This window comes from Variovorax sp. J31P207 (assembly GCF_030316965.1).
Classification (GTDB): domain Bacteria; phylum Pseudomonadota; class Gammaproteobacteria; order Burkholderiales; family Burkholderiaceae_C; genus Variovorax; species Variovorax ginsengisoli_B.
Window position 1 is genome coordinate 26107 of the sequence record NZ_JASZYN010000016.1, and the last position, 18876, is coordinate 44982.

General features: G+C 61.6%; 18 protein-coding genes. 5 read left to right on the top strand and 13 right to left on the bottom strand.

From position 1 onward, the window contains the following. Positions 1–20: 20 nt before the first annotated feature. Positions 21–929, top strand: coding sequence for a LysR family transcriptional regulator (locus QTI68_RS33955; protein WP_286528228.1), 909 nt, complete (start codon positions 21–23; stop codon positions 927–929). Positions 930–948: 19 nt separating this feature from the next. On the opposite strand, the gene QTI68_RS33960 is transcribed toward QTI68_RS33955, so the two are convergent. The 11 genes from QTI68_RS33960 to argH all read right to left on the bottom strand — a co-directional run bounded on the left by QTI68_RS33960 (position 949) and on the right by argH (position 12184). Then, on the bottom strand, positions 949–1944 hold the full coding sequence (locus QTI68_RS33960; protein WP_286528230.1) for a Bug family tripartite tricarboxylate transporter substrate binding protein: 996 nt from the start codon (positions 1942–1944) through the stop codon (positions 949–951). A 32-nt stretch (positions 1945–1976) separates the two neighbouring features. After that, the gene (locus tag QTI68_RS33965) at positions 1977–3017 is read right to left on the bottom strand and encodes an isopenicillin N synthase family dioxygenase (RefSeq protein ID WP_286528232.1); all 1041 of its coding nucleotides are present in this window, start codon (positions 3015–3017) and stop codon (positions 1977–1979) included. Positions 3018–3463: 446 nt separating this feature from the next. Further along, positions 3464–4231 carry a class II aldolase/adducin family protein gene (locus QTI68_RS33970; RefSeq protein ID WP_286528234.1) on the bottom strand — a complete coding sequence of 256 codons (768 nt, stop codon included), beginning with the start codon at positions 4229–4231 and terminating at the stop codon, positions 3464–3466. Continuing rightward, positions 4228–5055 carry an ABC transporter substrate-binding protein gene (locus QTI68_RS33975; protein ID WP_286528236.1) on the bottom strand — a complete coding sequence of 276 codons (828 nt, stop codon included), beginning with the start codon at positions 5053–5055 and terminating at the stop codon, positions 4228–4230. The genes QTI68_RS33970 and QTI68_RS33975 overlap by 4 nt, the downstream gene beginning before the upstream one ends. A gap of 32 nt (positions 5056–5087) precedes the next feature. After that, a complete protein-coding gene (locus tag QTI68_RS33980) occupies positions 5088–6470 on the bottom strand; it encodes an MmgE/PrpD family protein (RefSeq protein WP_286528239.1) in 1383 nt (460 codons plus the stop codon). Then, positions 6467–7363 (bottom strand): polysaccharide deacetylase family protein, encoded by an 897-nt coding sequence (locus QTI68_RS33985; protein WP_286528241.1) that lies wholly within the window; start codon positions 7361–7363, stop codon positions 6467–6469. Before QTI68_RS33985 ends, QTI68_RS33980 begins: the two co-directional genes overlap by 4 nt. Then, positions 7360–8229: a polysaccharide deacetylase family protein gene (locus QTI68_RS33990; RefSeq protein WP_286528243.1), complete on the bottom strand. Its 870-nt coding sequence runs from the start codon at positions 8227–8229 to the stop codon at positions 7360–7362. Before QTI68_RS33990 ends, QTI68_RS33985 begins: the two co-directional genes overlap by 4 nt. Continuing rightward, entirely contained in the window at positions 8226–9044 is an 819-nt protein-coding gene (locus QTI68_RS33995) for an ABC transporter substrate-binding protein (protein WP_286528245.1), read from the bottom strand. Before QTI68_RS33995 ends, QTI68_RS33990 begins: the two co-directional genes overlap by 4 nt. A 33-nt stretch (positions 9045–9077) precedes the next feature. Continuing rightward, positions 9078–9842, bottom strand: a complete 765-nt coding sequence (locus tag QTI68_RS34000; protein WP_286528247.1) for an amino acid ABC transporter ATP-binding protein — start codon at positions 9840–9842, stop codon at positions 9078–9080. A 9-nt stretch (positions 9843–9851) separates the two neighbouring features. After that, on the bottom strand, positions 9852–10739 hold the full coding sequence (locus QTI68_RS34005; RefSeq protein WP_286528435.1) for an amino acid ABC transporter permease: 888 nt from the start codon (positions 10737–10739) through the stop codon (positions 9852–9854). A 2-nt stretch (positions 10740–10741) separates the two neighbouring features. After that, on the bottom strand, positions 10742–12184 hold the full coding sequence (gene argH / locus QTI68_RS34010) for an argininosuccinate lyase (RefSeq protein WP_286528248.1): 1443 nt from the start codon (positions 12182–12184) through the stop codon (positions 10742–10744). 118 nt (positions 12185–12302) lie between these two features. Here argH and QTI68_RS34015 point away from each other — a divergent pair, with 118 nt between their 5' ends. Further along, positions 12303–13208: a LysR substrate-binding domain-containing protein gene (locus QTI68_RS34015; RefSeq protein WP_286528250.1), complete on the top strand. Its 906-nt coding sequence runs from the start codon at positions 12303–12305 to the stop codon at positions 13206–13208. Here QTI68_RS34015 and speB read toward each other — a convergent pair. Continuing rightward, a complete protein-coding gene (gene speB, locus QTI68_RS34020) occupies positions 13196–14155 on the bottom strand; it encodes an agmatinase (protein WP_286528252.1) in 960 nt (319 codons plus the stop codon). The two genes, QTI68_RS34015 and speB, sit on opposite strands and share 13 nt — an antisense overlap. A 117-nt stretch (positions 14156–14272) precedes the next feature. Between speB and QTI68_RS34025 the strand changes: the two genes are divergently transcribed. Then, positions 14273–15217: a 2-hydroxyacid dehydrogenase gene (locus QTI68_RS34025; RefSeq protein ID WP_286528254.1), complete on the top strand. Its 945-nt coding sequence runs from the start codon at positions 14273–14275 to the stop codon at positions 15215–15217. A gap of 320 nt (positions 15218–15537) precedes the next feature. On the opposite strand, the gene QTI68_RS34030 is transcribed toward QTI68_RS34025, so the two are convergent. After that, positions 15538–16308, bottom strand: coding sequence for a hypothetical protein (locus QTI68_RS34030; protein ID WP_286528256.1), 771 nt, complete (start codon positions 16306–16308; stop codon positions 15538–15540). A 54-nt stretch (positions 16309–16362) separates the two neighbouring features. On the opposite strand from QTI68_RS34030, the gene QTI68_RS34035 reads away from it, so the two are divergent. Both QTI68_RS34035 and QTI68_RS34040 read left to right on the top strand, forming a co-directional pair. Beyond that, complete coding sequence (locus QTI68_RS34035; protein WP_286528258.1) at positions 16363–16773, top strand: hypothetical protein; 411 nt, start codon at positions 16363–16365, stop codon at positions 16771–16773. Further along, a complete protein-coding gene (locus QTI68_RS34040; RefSeq protein WP_286528260.1) occupies positions 16770–17726 on the top strand; it encodes an ATP-binding protein in 957 nt (318 codons plus the stop codon). The genes QTI68_RS34035 and QTI68_RS34040 overlap by 4 nt, the downstream gene beginning before the upstream one ends. Positions 17727–18876: the final 1150 nt, after the last annotated feature.

The window sequence follows — 18876 nt, forward strand, 5'->3', positions numbered from 1 at the left end:
CAATTCCGCCAAGGACTTTCGTGAACCTGCGCCAAATCGAAGTGTTTCGTTCGATCATGTCCTCCGGCTCTGTGAGTTCGGCGGCGCAGCTTATGCATGTGTCGGTGCCCGCCGTAAGCAAGGCGCTGTCGCACGCGGAGTCACAACTAGGCTTTCCGCTGTTCGAGCGCAGCAAAGGTCGACTCGTGCCGACTACTGAGGCACGCAAGCTGTACCGAGAAGTGGAGTCTGTTCACCGCGGCGTGCAGCGCATCAAGGAACTGAGTCACCAGCTGTCCAAGCTTCGACACGGATTGGTATCGGTGGTGACCAGCCCCAGCATTGGCCAGATGTTGATTCCTCAGGCCATCGCGCACTTCAAGAGCGGCAACCCGGATGTGCATGTGCACTTCCACTGCCTCTCACATGCACTGCTCGAAGAGCGCCTGGTCAATCGGCTTTGCGATTTAGGCGTGTCTATGCTGCCGATGCAGCATCCAGACCTGTTGTCGGTGCCGATCGCGCGCAGTCGGATAGTCTGCATTTGCCCGCGAGGCCACGCGTTTGCCGGCCGCCTCAGCATCAGCATCGAAGAGCTGGTGACGATGCCGATGATTACCTACCCCCCCGACTCGCCGTTCGGCGAAAGAGTGGAGAGAATGCTCGCGGCGCGCAACGCATTCCCAAAATCCCAGATCGAGGTTGGCTCTCCGCAGAACGCCTGCGCGATTGTGCACGCTGGCGCGGGCATGGCTTTGGTCGACGAGTTCTCGCTGCAATCATGGCTGGACGCCCGCTTCAGCGTCGTGCCGCTGGACCAGGTCGACCCCATCGTTGCGAGCTTGGTGTATCCGCGATCCGAGCCGCTTTCGGAGGCTGCGCAGTCCCTAGTGCGCTCATTCAAGAGCGTCCTTCTCCAGGCCGGGCTGCCGGTCCTGGATAAGGTCTGACAGGCAAGCCTCACTTCAACTACTCTGCCCGGATCTTGTAGCGACGCACCATGTCGCCCCAGATCTTTTGCTCAGCAAGCACGAACTCCCGGAACTTTGGAATGCTTCCGCCGACGGGAGTCGAGCCGTTTGCCTTCATCCATTCCGTGACGGCAGGCGCCTTAAGAGCCTCGTTAAAGGCAGCGTTGAGCTTCTCGGAAATTGCCGTAGGCAGGCCGGGCGGCCCGAACATGCCCTGCCAGGAATTCAGTGCATGCGGTGAGGCGTTGACTTCCATCATGGTCGGTGTGTCGGGCAGCAGCGCGCTGCGCTTGGAGCCGCTCACCAGCAACGGCTTGAACTTTCCCGCGGTGATGTTGGCCATGGCATCGACGATGTTGAACGACGCAATCTTGATATTCCCCGCCAGCAGGTCCATGGTGATGGCAGCTGCTCCCTTGTACGGCACATGCGTGAGGCCAAGGCCGAAGGCGCTCGAGAGCTGCTCGCCCGAGACATGGTTGGTGGTGCCTACGCCAACCGTGCCATAGCCTTCGCCCGGGTTCTTCTTGCACCAGGCGATGAAATCCTGCAACGAGTGGGTAGGCACGCTGGGGTGGACCACGAAGATGTTCGGCTGGTCGGAGAGCAACACGATGGGCGTGAGGTCCTTGACGGGGTCGAACGGCATCTTGCTGCCTTCCATGGCCGGGAAGATCGAGGTTGGTCCCGCTGCCGTCATGACCAACGAGTATCCGTCCGGGGGCGACTTGACGACGTTGTCGACGCCGATCAGGCCGCCGGCGCCGGGGCGATTGTCGACCCACATGTTTTGGCCGAGGATGCCGGAAATCGGATCGGCCAGAAGTCGGGCGAAGACGCTGGTGGAGCCCCCCGCTGCAAACGTGACGACGTAGCGGATCGGCTTGGAAGGCCAACTCGTCTGCGCACGGGATACCGTTGTGTGCGCCAGCCACGGTGCGGCGATGAGGGAGGCGACGGCGCGGCGGCGCGTCAGACGGAAGTGGGCAGTCATGATGGGGCTGAGCGTTGGTAGTGGGGAGGGGATTAATAGGCGGAGAGTTGCACGCCGTCTTTCGTGGGCTTGTCCGCGTAGTTCTGGGCGCGGTACCAGGCCAAGTACTCAGGGTAGGCAATGGGCGGATAGCTGGGCTTGCCGTCGGCGGGGAGGCAGGTGGGAATGCAAGCCATCGACCAGTCGTAGTTGCAGTCAAGGAAGAAGGGGGCGGCATAGCGCTCCTGCCCCGATCTGTTGATGACCCTGTGGGGCGTGGCTAGGAAGCGATCGTTGGTCCAGCGGCGCATGAGATCACCACCATTGACCAGAAAGGAGCCCGGCATCGCGGGAGCGTTGACCCAAACGCCATTCGGCAGCCGTACCGACAGGCCTTGCACCTTGTTCTGGGGCAATAGCGTCATGAAACTCGTGTCCGTGTGTGGTGCCAGGCCGAAGGTGTCGTCAGAGGCCGGTGGCTGTTGCGGATAGTGCGACAGCCGCAGCGTGAACATCGGCTCGGAGAACGCTGGGGCGAACCAGTCGCGGGGCAGGTCTAGGGCGCCGGCGTACAACGGCAGGAGCGAGACCCCCAGGCGCTCGGCAGCCGCTGCGTAGGCCATGGCCAGGGTGCGTACTTCGGGGTGCGCCTGCGGCCACAGGTTTTGGCCGCGGAAGCGCTTGCCGGCCACTACGTCGGGATGATCTGCGTTCAGATCGCGCTTGACGAAAAACGACTCGACGAGATTGGGCTTGTTGTTCGTGTTGAGCGCAGAATGCCGTGTCGTCGAACCCTTCAGAGGAACATAGCCTACGTTGTGCTCATTGAAGGCCAAGCCCATCTTCTGCTCCAGCGGAAGCGCGTGGAAGATTCTCGCGGATTCGAATACGCCATCGATCAAGTTCTGGGAGATGCCGTGGTTGACGACGAAGTAGAACCCGATGTTCTCGAGCGCGTAGCGCATCTCCTTGACAAGCTGTTCGTAGGCATCGGGAACGCCGGCCAAGTAGGGTCCGATGTCCAGCACCGGGATCTCTTCCTTTGCGTTCGGTCGAATGGCCGCCAAGCTCGGCGCGTAAATGGTCTGGCTCACGGTAGAGATCTCCTTTTATGGTTGCTGTGCGCGGCTGCATCGGCTAGGCACGGACACCCATTGTTCGGGGATCAGCGCTGCTTGTCGTTTGGCAAATGCATCGCCGGGTTTAACTGAAAGTTAAGCCTTCGCACGCTTGCAGCGCGTGAACCGCGACGGTGCAGCGCGAGCGTACGAACTTTGTGCAGCCTCGGATGTACCATGCAGGCTGGTCGACCTGGGCGGCCGCTTCGGAGGATCATGAGGGCGGCGAATAGAACCGCGAGGGCGTGCGCAGAGCGATGAAGCAACAGCCCGATGATTGCGCGCTGGCTGTTGCTTCCGGGAGCCAGCCCGTCCTGTCCTACAGCCCTGGCGAAAGGAGGCGACCTGACATTCAGCACGTCCTCGATGACGGCGTCGGTCCGGGTCTGCCGCTCGTCCGGCAGGAAGTGGCGGCGTCTTCGCTACCGCCGGATCGCGTCCTGCTGTCCTTCGAGAAGTGTCAGTGCCGCGTTCCAAGTGAGTTGGACGATCGCTTGGGATTCCGGTGTCCTGTATTGCTCAGCGGTGTGGCGCCGAATATCGACGGAAGGAGTAAGGACTTCTCGCCCGCCTCCCAGCGCGGCAATTTGGATTTGACAAGCCCGCTCCAAGAACCAGATCTCATGGAAAGCATCGCCTGCGGTCGAACCCACGACGAGCAACCCATGATTGCGAAGAATCATCGCATTGCACGATCCCAGGTCGCGCACGAGCCTATCCCGTTCCCCAAGATCGAGTGCGATCCCTTCGTAGTCGTGGTATGCCAGGCAGTCGTTGAACTTGAGGGCGTGCTGGCTGATGGGAAGAAGGCCACAGCTCTGCGCGGACACCGCAGAGCCCGCCGCCGTGTGGGTGTGGATCACCCAATGGGCATCCGGCCTCGTAGCATGAATCGCGGAGTGGATGGTAAAGCCGGCGCGGTTCACCAAAAGATCCGCGGCCCCGCGCTCGTCAATGACGTTGCCTTGCAGGTCAATCTTCACGAGGTCGGATGCGGTCATATGATCGAACAGCACACCGTATCGGTTGATCAAGAACTCCCCGCTCGTCCCAGGTACGCGCGCTGTCAGGTGCGTGTCGATCAGGTCCGTCATGCGGAAATGGGCGAGCAGGCGGTAAAGCGCCGCGAGCTCGCAGCGTGCGGCCCACTCTTCCTCAGACACGGCCCCTGGGTCAACGGACGGCCTCATGGCTGGGGCGCACCGTTCAGCCCAACTTGCTTGACCGCGCTGGTCTGCAGGTTCCACTTCACGATGATGTCTTGATAGGTACCGTTGGCGACCAGCTTCCTCATTGCGGCCAGGATGGCGTCGCGAAGTTGTGGATCATTCTTCGCGATCGCGATGCCGTGCTGTGCACCTCCGAACGGTAGTCCAAGTGTCTTGTACGTGTTGGGTTCGAGCGAGGAGGTGATATAGGAAACGGTCTCGCTACCTTGGGCCACGGCGTCATAGCGTCCCTGCTTCAATCCGGCGCGAGCTGCATTGTTGTCCTGGGTGCCCTCGACATTGATCGCAGCCTTGCCTGCAGCAACACAGTTCTTGTCGCTCCACTCCTTGATCTCGGCGGGAAAGGAGGTGCTGCGACTCGTTGCGATCGTCTTGCCACACAGGTCCGTCGCATCCTTCAGCTCTGCACGCGAAAGCTGAGTGAAGAACTGCACCCCTGAGTTGAGGTAGTTGACGAAGTCCGCTTGCTCACGCCGAGCTGGTCGGTCATACAGACCGCTGAGGATGATGTCCGCGCGGCCGGTCGTGAGGGCCGGCATCATCTGCTCGAACGCTGAATCTTGGTACTCCAGCTTCACGCCGAGCTCCTTGGCGAGGGCCGCACCCAAGTCAATATCGAAGCCGACGAGGTTTCCGCTCGCGGGATCCTTTGACTCCATCGGTGGGTAGATCGGGTTGACCGCAACCTTGATGGTCTTCGTCTTGGCAACTCGCTCGGGCAGCGTCTGCGCGCCGGCAGTCGCGGAAATGGCGAAAGCAGTGAGGACAAGGGACAAGCGTTTCATTTTCATATTCCGTTTGTGTATGAAAGAGTGGACTAGGCAATCAGTGCGTGTTCATCTGCGTGGCCCGGCATCAGTTCCAGCAAGTCCCGCAGGTCACGAACCTCCTCGAGCTTGAGCACGATCTGGGCCAGCGCGGAAGCGCGGTCAAGTGGCTGCGACACCTTTGCCAGATCATGAAACTTGGCGAGAAGCTGCTCGCTCGAGAGAGGATTCGTAGGCGCACCCAAGGCCACGGCTACACGGTGGGTAAGAGAAGGACGCCCTTCGCTATGAACAGTCACCTCCGGTTCGTCGAGGTCTGCCATGGCATCGTCAGGGTGGAGGCGAACGAGGGACATCGCCGCAACAAGCCGCCCGTCATTGCGTGTCGGGGTCAGGTACCGCTCCAGGTTCGCGTCTCCGAACACCCAAGCGGAGGCCATTCCATACGCCATGCTCATTTGGGCGCTCGTGAGGGTTGCCAGATCGCGACCGCCGCACATGCTCATTACGAACTTGCTCAAGCGGACATCGACGCTCCCGATGCGCTGCGCCAATCCTTCGTGCTGCGCACGCAGATGCAAGAGAGCGTCGATGGCGCCATGGTTGCTCCGGCAGGAGGCGTGCGGCTTGATCGAACAGCGCAAGAGCTTCCACGTCTGGCCGAGATCAGCCGTCAGCGCCTCGGGCTGCTGACCCTTGGGAACGAATGTATTAAAGAAGCCGCCCCATACATCCTCGAATACCTTGGAAGCCCCGGTGACGCCGTTGCGTGCAAGCAGGGCCGCCATCAGGCCACCTTCCGCTGCCTTGCCTGTGTGAAGGCGCTTCGTCTGCGAGCCATCATGGACGAAGGCCCAGAGGCCCGAACTGTAGCTCGCCGCATGGCCCAAGGCCCACAGGGTCTGTTCCGGCGAAAGCCGAAGGATCCGTGCGGCAGCCGCGGCGGACCCGAACGCACCGCAAGTGCCGGTCGAGTGCCAGCCTGTCCCGTTGTGAGTTGCGTAGCCGCCACAAGCTTCGAGCACCCGCCGTCCCACGTCATAGCCGGCCACGACCGCCGCTACCAGGTCCGATCCCGTGACGGGTTGCTCGGCGAGGCCGCAGGCCGCCAAGGCCGCGGGAAGGACAACCGCACCGGAGTGGTCACAACCTCCGGTGTCATCGAGTTCGAGCGCATGCGCCGATACGCCATTTACCAACGCAGCGTCCCGCGCAGTCAGCCGCGCGTGCTCGCCCCATATGGCGCAGTTGCCGCCAGCGCCTTGGTCGCGCAATGTCTTGAGTACCGCGCGCGTCTCTGCAGATGCACTGCCGGCGAAAGCCGCACCCAGCGTGTCGAGGATGTGTCGCTTGGTCCTCTCGATGACTTCACCGGGAAGGTCTGCGGTGGAAATGCCGGCAATGAAGCCGGCCAAAGTCTGCATGGAGTTCATGGAAGCGATCTGGGCTGGAGTGCCGCGAATACATCGACAGGATGACCTTCCGCGTTACACGCGCGGTTCGATCGCCACCATTCGGAGACTTCGCTGCCGGTAGCGATCCAGTTCTCCGATACTGAAGTCAGGTGCTGGAGAAGCTCGGAGAGCATTCCGATGCGGCCCACTGTGCCAATGATCTCGGGATGCAACCGCAGCGTGTAGCAGAGGCCGAATCGACGGAAGCCCGCGAAGTCCTGCTTCCAGCCTTCCAAGACCTGACCATAGGACGCGATGCGGGACTGCCCCGAAGGAACCGGGGGATAGAGATTGAACGCGAAGAAGGGCGCGTCTTCCAGTTCGTAGTGGAGTGGTATCTCGACGAGGCGCGCGCCACTATGGTGGTGAAAATAGGGCAAGTCGTCCCCGCGCCAGGAGGACGACCAAGTCAGCCCGCAATCTGCGATCGTGCATTCCAACGCGCGAGGCCAGTTCTCGAACGGCGCGCGGAACCCGCAAGGCATTGATCCAGTCAGTTCCGCGAGCGCTTCCTGCGCTGCCAAGATCGAAGCTCGTGCCTCTTCATCGCTCAGTTTCATGAGGTCGTCGCAAGCATCCGTCGCGTTGGCCACCTCGTGGCCGGCGGCGGCGATCTCCTTGACAAGCCCGGGATGGCGACGAGCGACCACGCCAGGGATGAACCACGAGGCTTTGATTCCCGCGTCGTCGAATGCCCGCAACATGCGCTCGACGCCCCGCGTCGCGCCGTACTGCCACACCGACAGGCTCTTCTCGCGGCCGGCCATGGCGGGGATCTGGCGCAGGATCTGCGTGTCGTCGAAAAAGTCGACGGTCACGACGGTCGACATTGATCGACCCACTGGCCAACGCTTCGTCATGTCATCGCTCACTGTGCGCTCCTCCGCTCTGCCGTTCCTGCGATTTCGCGCCACCAATGGGCGACTTGTGCGCAAGTTGCGAACCAGACGTCCTGCTGTTCCTGCATGTGCATGAACCATTTCTCAAGCAGTAAGAGGCGTCCCGGCCGGGCGCTTACCTTGGGATGGAAGATGCTCGTCAGGCACAGGCCTTCTCGGTGCGACCCATCGAATTCGCGGCACCAGTTGTCGAGTGTCGTTTGGTAGGAGGCGCTGCGGTCGCCGCCGATCGGATAGTCAGGGTTACGCTGGTAGGCCAGCATCGCGTAGTCGTCCAAATCCCACCGACTTGGAATCTCAACGATGCTGCGGCTGCCTTCAGAGCCCGAAATGAAGTATGGACGGTCGTCGCCGCGCATTGAGCTCGAATAGGTGACGCCAGCGTCAAGCAGTATGTCCACGGTTTCTGCAGTCCAATCCCCCGAGGGCGTGCGGAAGCCGATAGGAGAAACGCCGAGGTGGTTGCGATACAGATCGCGGGAACGCTGCATCACCTCGCGTTGTTCGCCGGGGTTCAAACGCCAGAAGGCTTCGTGCTGCCACCCGTGGTACGCGATCTCGTGTCCGTGCTCGACAATGGCACTGCACTGTTTCGGCCAAACGGAGAGCAACCAGGACGGCACGAAAAAGGTTGCGGGCAATCCGCGCTCGCGCAGCAGACCGAGCAGATACGGAAGGGCGCGCCAAGGGTCATAGCTGCCCAGTGTGAAGAAGCTCGGATTGCTCCAGATGCTTCCGTCCATCAACGCGACACCCGTCGGCCCGTCAAGGTCGAATGCCAGGGCGACGGCGGAGCGGTGCCCCTCAGGCCAGCGCGGCAAGGACTTGTCTGGCTTCATTCGGCGCTGTCGATCAGTACAGAGGACACGGCATAGCTCGAGAGTCCCCATTTGGAAGCGATTGCGGCATACGTCCCGTCCTTCAACATCTTGTCGAGGCCCGTGGCAATTGCCTTGGCTAGGCCTTCATTGGAACGGCCGACGGCGATGCCCATGTAGACGTACGTGATAGGTGTGCCAATGGCCACGAAGGCGTTCGGCTCGATCTTCTGAAGGTACGGGAGCGTCTCGGCGCCCTGCACAGCGGCGTCTAGGCGCCCTTGGCGAAGCTGGGTTCTGGCATCGGCCGATCCGTCGGTGCCCAGAACGATCACGGCAGGCAACCCCTTCTTGACGCATTCAGCCTCACTCCAAGCCGCGATGTCGCTAGGGAAGGCGGTGCGACGGCTCGCGCCTACCTTTTTTCCGCACAGATCCGACATCTTCTTGATGTCGTTCGAACGAGAACTCAGAGTAAAAAACTGGGGCCCCGCCTTCAGATAGTCGACGAAGCGAAGGCGGTCGCGACGAGATGGAAGGTCGTTCATCCCCGAGATGACCACGTCGACGCGGCCTGTGGCAACGGCGCTCATCATTTGGTCAAAACTCGTCTCCTCGAAGCGAATCTTCAAGCCCAGTTTGGCCGCGATAGCCTCGGCCAGTTCCACGTCGAAGCCGGTCAGCTTGCCAGTCCCCGGGTCCTTGAACTCCATTGGCGCGTAGTTCGCCACCACGGCGACTGTGAACTCCCCCTTGTTGACGACCGTCTGTGCGGAGGTCGCAATGGCCGAGACGGCGAGACCTGCGCCAACGAGCGCGGCAAAGATTTGCTTCATGATGGAACGGTTTGGCAGCTTCAGGTTTAGGATTCAGCCCAGAACGGCAGAGATGAACTCTCGCGTACGGGGGTGGCTGGGGGAACTGAGGAGTTCGTGAGGCGCTCCCGTTTCGACGATTTGGCCGTTGTCCATGAAGACGATGCGATCGGAAACTTCACGCGCGAAGCCGAGTTCATGCGTTACGACCACCATCGTCATTCCGGTCTTGGCAACGTCCTTCATCACTGCGAGCACCTCTCCGACCAACTCGGGGTCGAGCGCCGAGGTCGGCTCGTCGAACAGCATGATCTCGGGCTTCATCGCCAGTGCCCGTGCGATCGCAACTCGCTGCTGCTGTCCACCAGAAAGTTCGATCGGATAGGCATCTGCCTTTTGAGCCAGGCCCACGCGGGCCAGCAGTTCGTTCGCCTCGACGATCGCATCCTTCCGGCGGCGCTTGAGCACCTGAACGGGCCCTTCGATGACGTTTTCCAGTGCTGTCATGTGCGGAAACAGGTTGAACCGCTGGAACACCATGCCGGTCTTGAGCCGCTGACGGGCCACTTGCGTCTCGCTGAGTGGGTGCAAGGAGTTGCCCGACACGCGATAGCCGAGCAGTTCCCCGTCGACCGCTAGCGCGCCTTCAGAAATGGTCTCGAGTTGGTTCAGGCAACGCAGAAGCGTGCTCTTTCCAGAACCGGAAGGTCCGATGATGCACAGCACTTCCCCGGATGCCACTTCGAGGTTGATCCCCTTGAGTGCCTGGAATTCTCCGAAGTTCTTGCGAACCTCGATAGCCTTGACGATGGGTTTCATGCTGCTTCCTTACTGACGGGCGGCGGCGCGGCCTGCGCCCTTGGAATAGTGCCGCTCGACGCGGGCCTGCAGGAACGAAAGCACAGTGACCGCCACGAGGTACCAGATGGCCGCGACAATCAGTAGCTCGATGACACGTGCATTTGCGTAGTAGATGCTTTGCGCGCTGTGCAGGATCTCGGCGAACTGGATGACGCTTGCCAGCGAGGTCAGTTTGATCATGCCGACGAACTCGTTACCAATCGGTGGGACGATGACGCGCATCGCTTGCGGAAGGATGATTCGTCGTAGTGCCAGCCCGCGTGGCATTCCCACAGCCTTCGCCGCCTCATACTGCCCCACGTCAACGGAGAGAAGACCAGCTCGCACGACCTCCGACGTGTAGGCGCCCTGGTTGATACCGAGACCAAGCAGCGCAGCGAGGAACGGCGTCATGACGTCCACTGTCTTGTACTCGAACAAACCGGGGATGCCGAGCGTAGGGAAGATCAGCGCCAGGTTGAACCAGAGCAAAAGCTGCAGGATGATGGGTGAACCGCGGAACAACCAGACGTAGCCACGCGCCACGGAGTTAAGGACCGGATTCGTGGACAGGCGCATGACGGCGGTCACGATTCCGAGCGCGACGCCAAGAGCCATGGCCAGCACACTCATGAGGATCGTGTTGCCCAGGCCTATCAGGATCGTTTTCGCCATAACGAACTGGGCGACCACCTTCCAGTCGATCTGTCCGCGAGCGAAGGAGACCGCAAGGAAGATGAGGAAGCAGGCGATCAGCGTGGCCGACAGGTAACGGCCCCAGTAGCGACGCGGGACGTGCACGTAGTGCGAAATCCTCGCGAGATCGATTTCTTCCCGCTTTTGCGGGGGGCGTCCATATTCGGCGCCGAGAGTCATCTTCAGCATTGTGGTCCCCTGTATTCGGAAGCCCAGTTGGTGTGGGCGGCAATGCGCGCGTCAAATCGCTCGAGCTGTTCGGCAACGCGCTCCGGCGCGGTACCGCCATAGCCGGTACGCGCAGCGATGGCCGCCTCGAGCGAGAGTCGCTCCAGGATTGCGGGTTTGAGCCGGGTGTCCACGTCAGCCAAGTGCTGCGCGGTGACATCTTCCAAGCCGATGTCGTGGGCTTCGCAGAATTTCACGAGTGCCCCGGTGATCTCGTGCGCTTCGCTGAAGGGAATTCCGTTGAGCGCGAGCCAGTCCGCTACTTCGGTGGCGAGCGTGAAGCCGCTGGTGGCGTCTCGACGCACGCGCTCCACATTCACCTTCATCGTTGCAATCATCCCTGCCATCGCAGGAAGGACGAGCGCCAGAGTGTCGATCGTGTCGAACGATGCGGCCTTGTCTTCGGCGAGATCGCGGTTGTATGAAAGCGGCAGCGACTTGATGGCCGAAAGCATCGTGACAAGGTTGCCGATGAGGCGCCCGGCCTTGCCACGGGTCAGTTCAGCAATGTCGGGGTTTTTCTTCTGGGGCATGATCGAGCTGCCCGTGCAATAGCCGTCGTCGAGCTCTACCCACCGGAACTGCGCCGAGGACCACAGCACCGTTTCCTCGGCGAGCCGCGAGAGTTCTACGGCCAGCATGCACGTGGCGAACAGAAATTCGGCAACATGGTCGCGGGCGGCCACCGCGTCGATGGAGTTTTCGCAGGCCGCGTCGTAGCCGAGTTCGGCGGCGGAAAGCTCCGGATTGCGACAGATGGCCGAACCTGCGAGCGCCGCTGCGCCAAGCGGGGAGCGGGCCGCCCGACGATCCCAGTCAGCAAGGCGCCCGAGATTGCGGTCGATGGCCTGTGCGTGCGCCATCAGTTGCTGCGCAAAGAGTACTGGTTGCGCGGGCTGCAAGTGAGTGAAGCCGGATGCGATGGTCCCCAGATGCTCGCGGGCTTGGGCAACCAGCGCCTTCTGCAGTTCCAAGGCTTGCCCTGTGATCACTCGAGCCCGGTCGCGAAGGTACAGGCGAAGGTCGTTTGCAGCCTGATCGTTGCGCGAGCGCCCCGCGCGGAGTTTTCCTCCCAGCGCGCCGAGCCGCTCAGTCAGTATGCGTTCGAGGAAGGTGTGGACATCTTCGTCCGCAGCCACGGGCTGGATCGCTCCGGACTTGAACCCGGACTCCACCGCATCGATCTCGCGCAGCAAGGCCTGCAATTCGTCGGCATCGAGGATGCCGGCGCGCTTGAGTTCACCCGCGTGGGCGCGCGAGCCGGCGAGGTCGTAGGGAACGAGCCGGAAGAAGCTCGGCTCGCTGCGAGAAAGTGCCTTCAAGGCATCGGAGGGCAGTGCCTTGAAGCGGGCGCCCCAGAGCCGCTCGGTAGCGGCGGGTTTGTCTCGGTTTTCCATCTTAAAGCCCATGTTGTTGCAGGTGATTGAACAGCATGGTAGGCGCGTGACGTATTAATGAAAAGAGAGATTAAAATCATCAAGGAATGCAATTTTTCTCAGCATCTCGGAAGGCCCCATGAGCCGAACGCGCCTGCCCCCGTTGAATGCCCTGCGAGCGTTCGATGCCGTCGCGCGGCACGAAACGGTGGTCCGAGCGGCCGATGAGCTGAACGTCACGCCGAGCGCCGTGAGCCATCAGTTGCGTATCCTCGAAGAGTCATTGGGCGTGCAGCTTTTCGCAAGACACAAGGCCCGGTTGAAGCTGACGGCGCATGGGAATTCCCTGCTGCCTGCGGTTCGGACAGCGTTCCAGCAGATCGCGAACGCCGCGGCGCGAATAGGGGACGCGGTCATGGTCGGCGACCTGGTCGTGTCAACCCCAGTTGGCCTGACCTCGCGTTGGCTTGCCCGCCATATCCGCGACTTTGTGCAGACGTACCCGGACATCAACCTTCGACTCATTGCATCGAACGATGGCAAGGAGGTGTATTCGCCGAAAGTTGATGTTTGCATCCGGTATGGCACAGGCGTCTGGCCGGACCGTTCCGTCTCCTTGTTGAGCCATGTCGAGATCTTTCCGGTTTGCAGCCCCGCGATGATCAGTGGCGCCAATGTGAAGTCAGTGGCCGACTTGCAGTCGCATCCGCTCTTGTGCGAGGACGATGGCTCGGAGTGGACAAGATGGCTGCTCGCCAGCCGCAGCACCAGGGACGGATTCCGAATGGTGGAGATGGGGAATGCGCACGTCGCCATCGAGGCTGCCGTTCACGGCCAAGGTCTGGCTCTCGCAGACAGTCTCCTGGTGCAAGATGATTTGGCGAAAGGCCGACTGGTGCGTTTGATGCAAAAGAGCATCCCCGCACAGCATTCTTACCATGTGGTATGCCGCAGCGAGGTGCGCGACATGCCCTTGGCGGCGGCGTTCATCGCGTGGGTCGAACACGGAATTCGCACCGACGACGAAGCCGTTCAGGTGCGATAGTTGACCCCGGGGAGCACGCAAAGCATCTCGAAAGCAAGGTTTGCTCCCACAAGCGCCGTGGTTCCCTGCGCGTCGTACGGCGGAGAAACCTCCACGAGGTCGGCGCCAACGACGTCGAGCCCGCGCATGCCGCGGATGATCTCGAGGCCCTGCATGACGGTGAGTCCCCCGATTTCCGGGGTGCCAGTGCCGGGGGCGTACGACGGGTCGAGGCCGTCGATGTCGAACGTCAGATAGACGGGTCCGGCCCCCACCTTCTCTCGAACCTCTCTCATCAGAGGCTCCAGGCTGCGGTTCCAGCACTCTTCGGCCTGTACGACTCGGAAGCCCTGCTCGCGACACCAGTCGAAGTCATCCGCGTGATAGCCCGTTCCCCGCAGTCCGATTTGGACAACGCGATCGCAGTCGAGCAGACCTTCTTCCACTGCACGGCGGAACGGCGTGCCGTGCGCAATCTTTTCCCCGAACATGGTGTCGTTGACGTCGGCGTGGGCGTCGACATGCACCAGGCCGACCGGGCCCCATCGTTTTGCGATGGCTCTGAGAATTGGAAGGGTGATTGTGTGGTCGCCGCCCAGGGTGATCGGCTTGCAGCCGTGCTGGAGGATATTGTCGTAGGCGCCGGTGATGATGTCGACGCTCGCCAGCAGGCTGTACGGGTTGATGGCGACATCACCGATGTCTGCGACGCGGATGGAGTCGAAGGGGGCGGCCCGAGTTGCCATGTTGTAGGGCCGCATGAGGACGGACTCGGTGCGGATTTGGCGTGGACCGAAGCGGGCGCCTGTCCGATTCGACGTCCCCAGATCGAACGGCACGCCAACGAAGCAGGCGTCGAGGCCCTTCGCGTCTTGCGCATGCGGCAGACGCATCATGGTTGCGATTCCGCCGAAGCGGGGCATTTCGTTGCCGCCGAGCGGCTGGAAGAAGTTGTCCGTGGATGTCATGTTGTGTGGCCTTTCGGAAATACTAAGCACGGGCGGAGACCGGGCATTTCATAAATTTCAGCTTCCGCAGTGAGTTTTTTTCCGCGCGCCTGCCTCCATCCACTTAGCATTTCGCGGATGAGCACTGCCCGTCCCTTCGTCTTTTTCTCCAGCTCGCTCGATTCACCCGAAGCATGGCGTCGGGCCTTAGACCAGGAACTCGGTGAGTTCGACTTCGTGGTCGGGCCGGAATGCGCGGATCCTGCGAAGGTGGACGTTGCGCTCGTTTACAGCGTGCCACGCGGCGGGCTTCGTCGCTTCGAAAACCTGAAGGCGGTGGTGTCGCTGTCGGCAGGCGTGAACCAATTCAGGAGGCAGGATCTCCCGCCCTTTGCACGTTTGTGCCGTTCGGTAGACCGATCGCTTACGCAGCATATGGTCGTGTATGCGCGGGCAGCAGTTCTTCGCTACCTGAGACGCTTCGACCACTTCGAGCGGTCCTCGCGTGAAGCACTCTGGCGTTTTGAGGCGCCTCAAAGGCCGCAAGACATGTCGGTGGGTGTGCTGGGCTTGGGTGAACTGGGCTCCGCGATTGCGCTCGCTCTCGGACAGGATGGATTCCAGGTTCACGGCTGGAGCCGCAGCACGCGCACTCTTAATGGTGTGATAGGGCACACTGGGGAAGCGGGACTTCGTGCATTGGCCGGCGCCGTGGAAATCGTATTGAACGTATTGCCCCTCAATACGCAAACGCGCGGCATCCTGAATCGGGATCTGTTCAGCGCCATGCGAGACGGAAGCTATCTGATCAACATGGGCCGTGGTGCACACTTAGTTGAATACGATCTGCTGGACGCGCTCGGAACTGGGAAAATCGCTGGCGCAACACTCGACGTCGCCTCCGTCGAACCGTTGCCGAGCGAGCATGCGCTGTGGCGCCAGCCAAGCGTGCTTATCACGCCCCACGTCGCGGGCTTAACCGAAACGAGAACTGCGGCCACTGCCGTCGCGCAGAATATCCGGCGCGCCATGAGCGGTGCCCCCTTGCACAACGAAGTCGAAGTGTCATCGCTAGAACCTTGAGCGAAAGCCTTGTTTCGTCAGGGTTCAGCGGACGTCCTGACGGGTCTGCACCAACTTCGACAGGGCTTGTCGCCGGTCGACGAACCAATTTGGCGCGATCGAGGGTGAACCCCGTCGATGGAGACATCGTCGAGGGGGGTGACGAGTATGCGAATTTGCCGCCGCAGTGGCAACCCTGTCTCATCGGGTCATCGGGATCCGCTCCGCGTCTGCGACGCCATTGATGCACGATGCACGGAGGATGCCTCCGGTCGACCGCACTGCGGTCGCAAGCAGTCGTCAATCTGACTTCCCAGCACGCTTACGGTGAAGTCCCTCGTTTAGAACTTGATCAGGCCGTGCGTCTTCAGATAGTTGTCGGTCGCGACGTAGTTCGCAGGCAGCGGAACCTGGCCCTTGCTCAGGATGGACCGGATGTGATCGTTACGCTTGGCGCGACTCGCGCCCGGAACGCGACCGATGGCCGTGCTGGCGGCGGTCAGCTTGCCCAGCATGTACGTCTCGCAGGCCGGCGAATGGCACAGCAGCGCGTCGAACGCGTTCGCGAGACGGCTGACCACGGCCAGGCCGAGCAGCGCGTTCCTCATGCCCATCGTGGCCGCCTGGCCCTTTACCGGAGCGTGCGAGAGCGCTATGTCACGGCTCAAGCCGCACGTCTTCAGGTTGGTGACCTTGGCCGCGTTGTACGCCTTCACTGAGGCCTCGGTGTGAAGACCGCCGGCATGCACCCGGGTGTTCCTGCATTCCTTGAAAAATCGGTACCACTTCAGCAGTGGTTCGATCTTCAGGATCACTGGGCCGTAGCGAGCCAGCAACCCGGGCTGGAATTCGTTGGCGATCAGGGCCGACGGGTGCGCATCGATGGCGCTCTTCCACGCCTTCCATGTCTTGATGGCCAGGTGCTTACGCGGCTTCGATGCCGGGAACTGCAGCAGGTCGGCGGCTCCGTCGAAATGGGGGTCGACTAGCTCGCAGACACTGGTCGCCCACTCCTCGTAGAGCACGGACTGTTGGCGCCGGTCGGCATCTGCAAGGTCACGATCCGCGGCAGCGAGAGGAAGGGCGTTCCTCCCTACATCGAACTTGATCATGCCAAGTACACGAGCGACATGCTCCATTGTGCTTGGCACCTGATCGGAACCCCGATGATCGCCCTGCTTCAGAGGGATCATCGCCTCATTCAGATCAGGTACCCCAATGGCTCAAGCTTCGGCCCCGTCAATGTCACAGGACACTGGTCGCACAGCTTTCACGATCGGGCGACGCGACAGGAAATCGTTCGCCTTCACAAGCAACGGGCCATTCAGTACGCGGGCTCGGACGATCCAATCGAGGTCTTCAAGGCGCACAAGGTGGAGCAGATACGTGCCCATGCCAACAGAAACCCAGGCAAGGTCGTTCGGGGCTCCAACAAGGTCCTTGCCACCCTGAGCGGCGGCGCCCCGATCGGGCCGATTTCGAGCGCGCCCGCGGCACCCTTCGCATCCGCACACGCCCCGGACACGACCGATCTTTGGACCAGCACCCGGCTGGCAGCGCAGGAGAGCCTGAAATGATCGAGGAACTTGCCTACCGTCAGGCCCACCAGGCCAAACACCCGATCGCCAGACGGAACGGGTATCTGCTCTCAACGACGATGCTCGAGGTCGCCCGGAAGCTCATCTTCACCTGGGTCGAACTCGGCAAAAGCGGCCTCGCTTTCGCTGGCTCGTCGCGGGCAGGGAAGTCGACAGCGCTGCGTGCCATCTCGGCTGCACTGCGCCAAGCATTCCCGGACCTTCTGTTCGTGGACTTCAGTTCCGAAACGCAGACCCCTACGGACCGCTATGAGCGCCTGTTCACCCAGTTCATGGAACAGCTTGCCAGGGGCAGTTCTCTGCGGCGTCGCACCCAGGACTGCCACGCGTTGGCCAACTGCCTGATGTCGATGTGTCGCGATAGTGGCGCGGCCCACTGCGTCGTCCCGCTGGACGAGGCCCAAAGACTCGGCGTGCACCAATGGGAGGCACTCTCCATTCTGTGGAACCGCCTCGAGATGAACTCCTTCGGGATGTGCGTCTTCTCATTCGGCAGCGAGGAGCTGCGCCACAAGTCCAAGCTCATCCAGGACGGGGCTGGCTCGCAGGGGGTAGCGGGACGCATCTTCGTGAAGGTGTTCGACTTTGATGGCTTGCGTACGCGCGACGAACTCAAGTTGCTCTTGGCGCAGTTTGACGAAAAGCTCCAGTTTCCGGATGCGCAGTGGCCGTTCACGCGATATTTCGCTCAGGCGGCCTACGACGGCGGTTGGCGCCTTGCCACCGAAGCGGACTCGTACTGGCAGGCACTCTGCACCCACTCGTGCATCGACAACCTTGGAAACGGACGCGGAATCTGCATGGAGTGGGTGGTCGATCCGATCCACTATGTCCTGAAGGACTGCCTGAACAACCCGCAGTGCATACCCGGAACCACCCCACTGGATTGGGCCAAGGGCCTGGAGTTGCTGTGCCCCAAGAAGATCTATTGAAGCATTCGATCTGGATCTGGCCAAGTTCGTACTGGCGGCCGTCGGAGAGCGCCTGGCTGACAGCGCACAAGTTCGGGTTCGTGAACGGGATCCACGGGAGAGTCCTCGGTCGTGTGTTGGTGAGCGTCGACCCGAGCGGGGAGCAACTACCAAGGAGTGCCCCGGTACGGCTGTTCAACCGCATCGCCGAAGAACGACGACACGGCAACAGGCCCGGTGGGCGGTTCGATGTGCTACGGGCTCATACGCTGGATGAGCTCTTCGGACCACATCGGCGCGGGATCTGCGCACCCTACCTGCGATTTTGTCCTGCATGCATCAAAAGGTGGTTTCATTCGAGCATCCATCAGATCGAAGGACTGCGATCGTGCCCGCTTCACGGGGTCGACCTCGTTGCTTCCTGTCCGCGCTGCGGAGCGAAGATCTTTCTGGACGATCCACCCGACTGCCTTCGGTATCCTCTCTGCTGCCATAGGTGCGGGCGACCTTTCGCAGGTCGCGAGCCACGTTTTTATGAGCTTTTTGCTGAGAGGGAGGAGGGGGCTTCGAGAGCGGCAACTCGCATCCAGAACAAGATCGCGATGATCCGTCGATCGAGGTCAGTGTTCGGCGTGGCTTCGAACGGAGTCTTGCCAATGGTCGACGCGGTTTACCTTGAAGCCCTATTGGATGGGACGCCTGTTCGGCAGCGCCTCGAACTGACGCGATCGCTACAGGTCCAGGTACACAAGCCGCCCTCGCTGAGCCTTCAATTCGCGGCCTTGGAGTCGGAGCTCCCTGCAACCATCGCTTGGCTTCGCTCTATGGGGCGGCGGCGCGAAGGCGATCGACCTGCGTGAGCGGACGTTGGATAGATTGCTGGCCCCGCCAAGCCAGCGCGGGCTACAGTCGGCCAAGTGCCGACGTTCAGCGCAGATTGTGAAAAAGTGCCGTGCCGGCGACGGACCGTGGCGCTACGCTCGCGGCATGAAAAAAACTGGCGTGGTTCAAGTCGGGGTTCCACTTCCGTGATCGGCGCCGCGGGGCCGGAAGGCGCTGGGCGAGCGTGAACGAATGCGCGGGAGGCCGACGCCGGTTGGCGATACTGGCGGGCTTTGCAACCTGTTCGCGTCCGGCGAGTTCCCCATGACCCCATTCCGTGCCCTCGCTC

What these genes read in the sequence shown, in the direction of transcription:
- QTI68_RS33990 (WP_286528243.1), bottom strand. Translation starts at nt 8,229, where the DNA reads ATGAAGCCAGACAAGTCCTTGCCGCGCTGGCCTGAGGGGCACCGCTCC.
- QTI68_RS33980 (WP_286528239.1), bottom strand. Translation starts at nt 6,470, where the DNA reads ATGAACTCCATGCAGACTTTGGCCGGCTTCATTGCCGGCATTTCCACC.
- argH (WP_286528248.1), bottom strand. Translation starts at nt 12,184, where the DNA reads ATGGAAAACCGAGACAAACCCGCCGCTACCGAGCGGCTCTGGGGCGCC.
- QTI68_RS34030 (WP_286528256.1), bottom strand. Translation starts at nt 16,308, where the DNA reads ATGATCAAGTTCGATGTAGGGAGGAACGCCCTTCCTCTCGCTGCCGCG.
- QTI68_RS34040 (WP_286528260.1), top strand. Translation starts at nt 16,770, where the DNA reads ATGATCGAGGAACTTGCCTACCGTCAGGCCCACCAGGCCAAACACCCG.
- QTI68_RS34035 (WP_286528258.1), top strand. Translation starts at nt 16,363, where the DNA reads ATGATCGCCCTGCTTCAGAGGGATCATCGCCTCATTCAGATCAGGTAC.
- QTI68_RS34015 (WP_286528250.1), top strand. Translation starts at nt 12,303, where the DNA reads ATGAGCCGAACGCGCCTGCCCCCGTTGAATGCCCTGCGAGCGTTCGAT.
- QTI68_RS33960 (WP_286528230.1), bottom strand. Translation starts at nt 1,944, where the DNA reads ATGACTGCCCACTTCCGTCTGACGCGCCGCCGCGCCGTCGCCTCCCTC.
- QTI68_RS34005 (WP_286528435.1), bottom strand. Translation starts at nt 10,739, where the DNA reads ATGACTCTCGGCGCCGAATATGGACGCCCCCCGCAAAAGCGGGAAGAA.
- QTI68_RS33970 (WP_286528234.1), bottom strand. Translation starts at nt 4,231, where the DNA reads ATGAGGCCGTCCGTTGACCCAGGGGCCGTGTCTGAGGAAGAGTGGGCC.
- QTI68_RS34025 (WP_286528254.1), top strand. Translation starts at nt 14,273, where the DNA reads ATGAGCACTGCCCGTCCCTTCGTCTTTTTCTCCAGCTCGCTCGATTCA.
- QTI68_RS33995 (WP_286528245.1), bottom strand. Translation starts at nt 9,044, where the DNA reads ATGAAGCAAATCTTTGCCGCGCTCGTTGGCGCAGGTCTCGCCGTCTCG.
- speB (WP_286528252.1), bottom strand. Translation starts at nt 14,155, where the DNA reads ATGACATCCACGGACAACTTCTTCCAGCCGCTCGGCGGCAACGAAATG.
- QTI68_RS33975 (WP_286528236.1), bottom strand. Translation starts at nt 5,055, where the DNA reads ATGAAACGCTTGTCCCTTGTCCTCACTGCTTTCGCCATTTCCGCGACT.
- QTI68_RS34000 (WP_286528247.1), bottom strand. Translation starts at nt 9,842, where the DNA reads ATGAAACCCATCGTCAAGGCTATCGAGGTTCGCAAGAACTTCGGAGAA.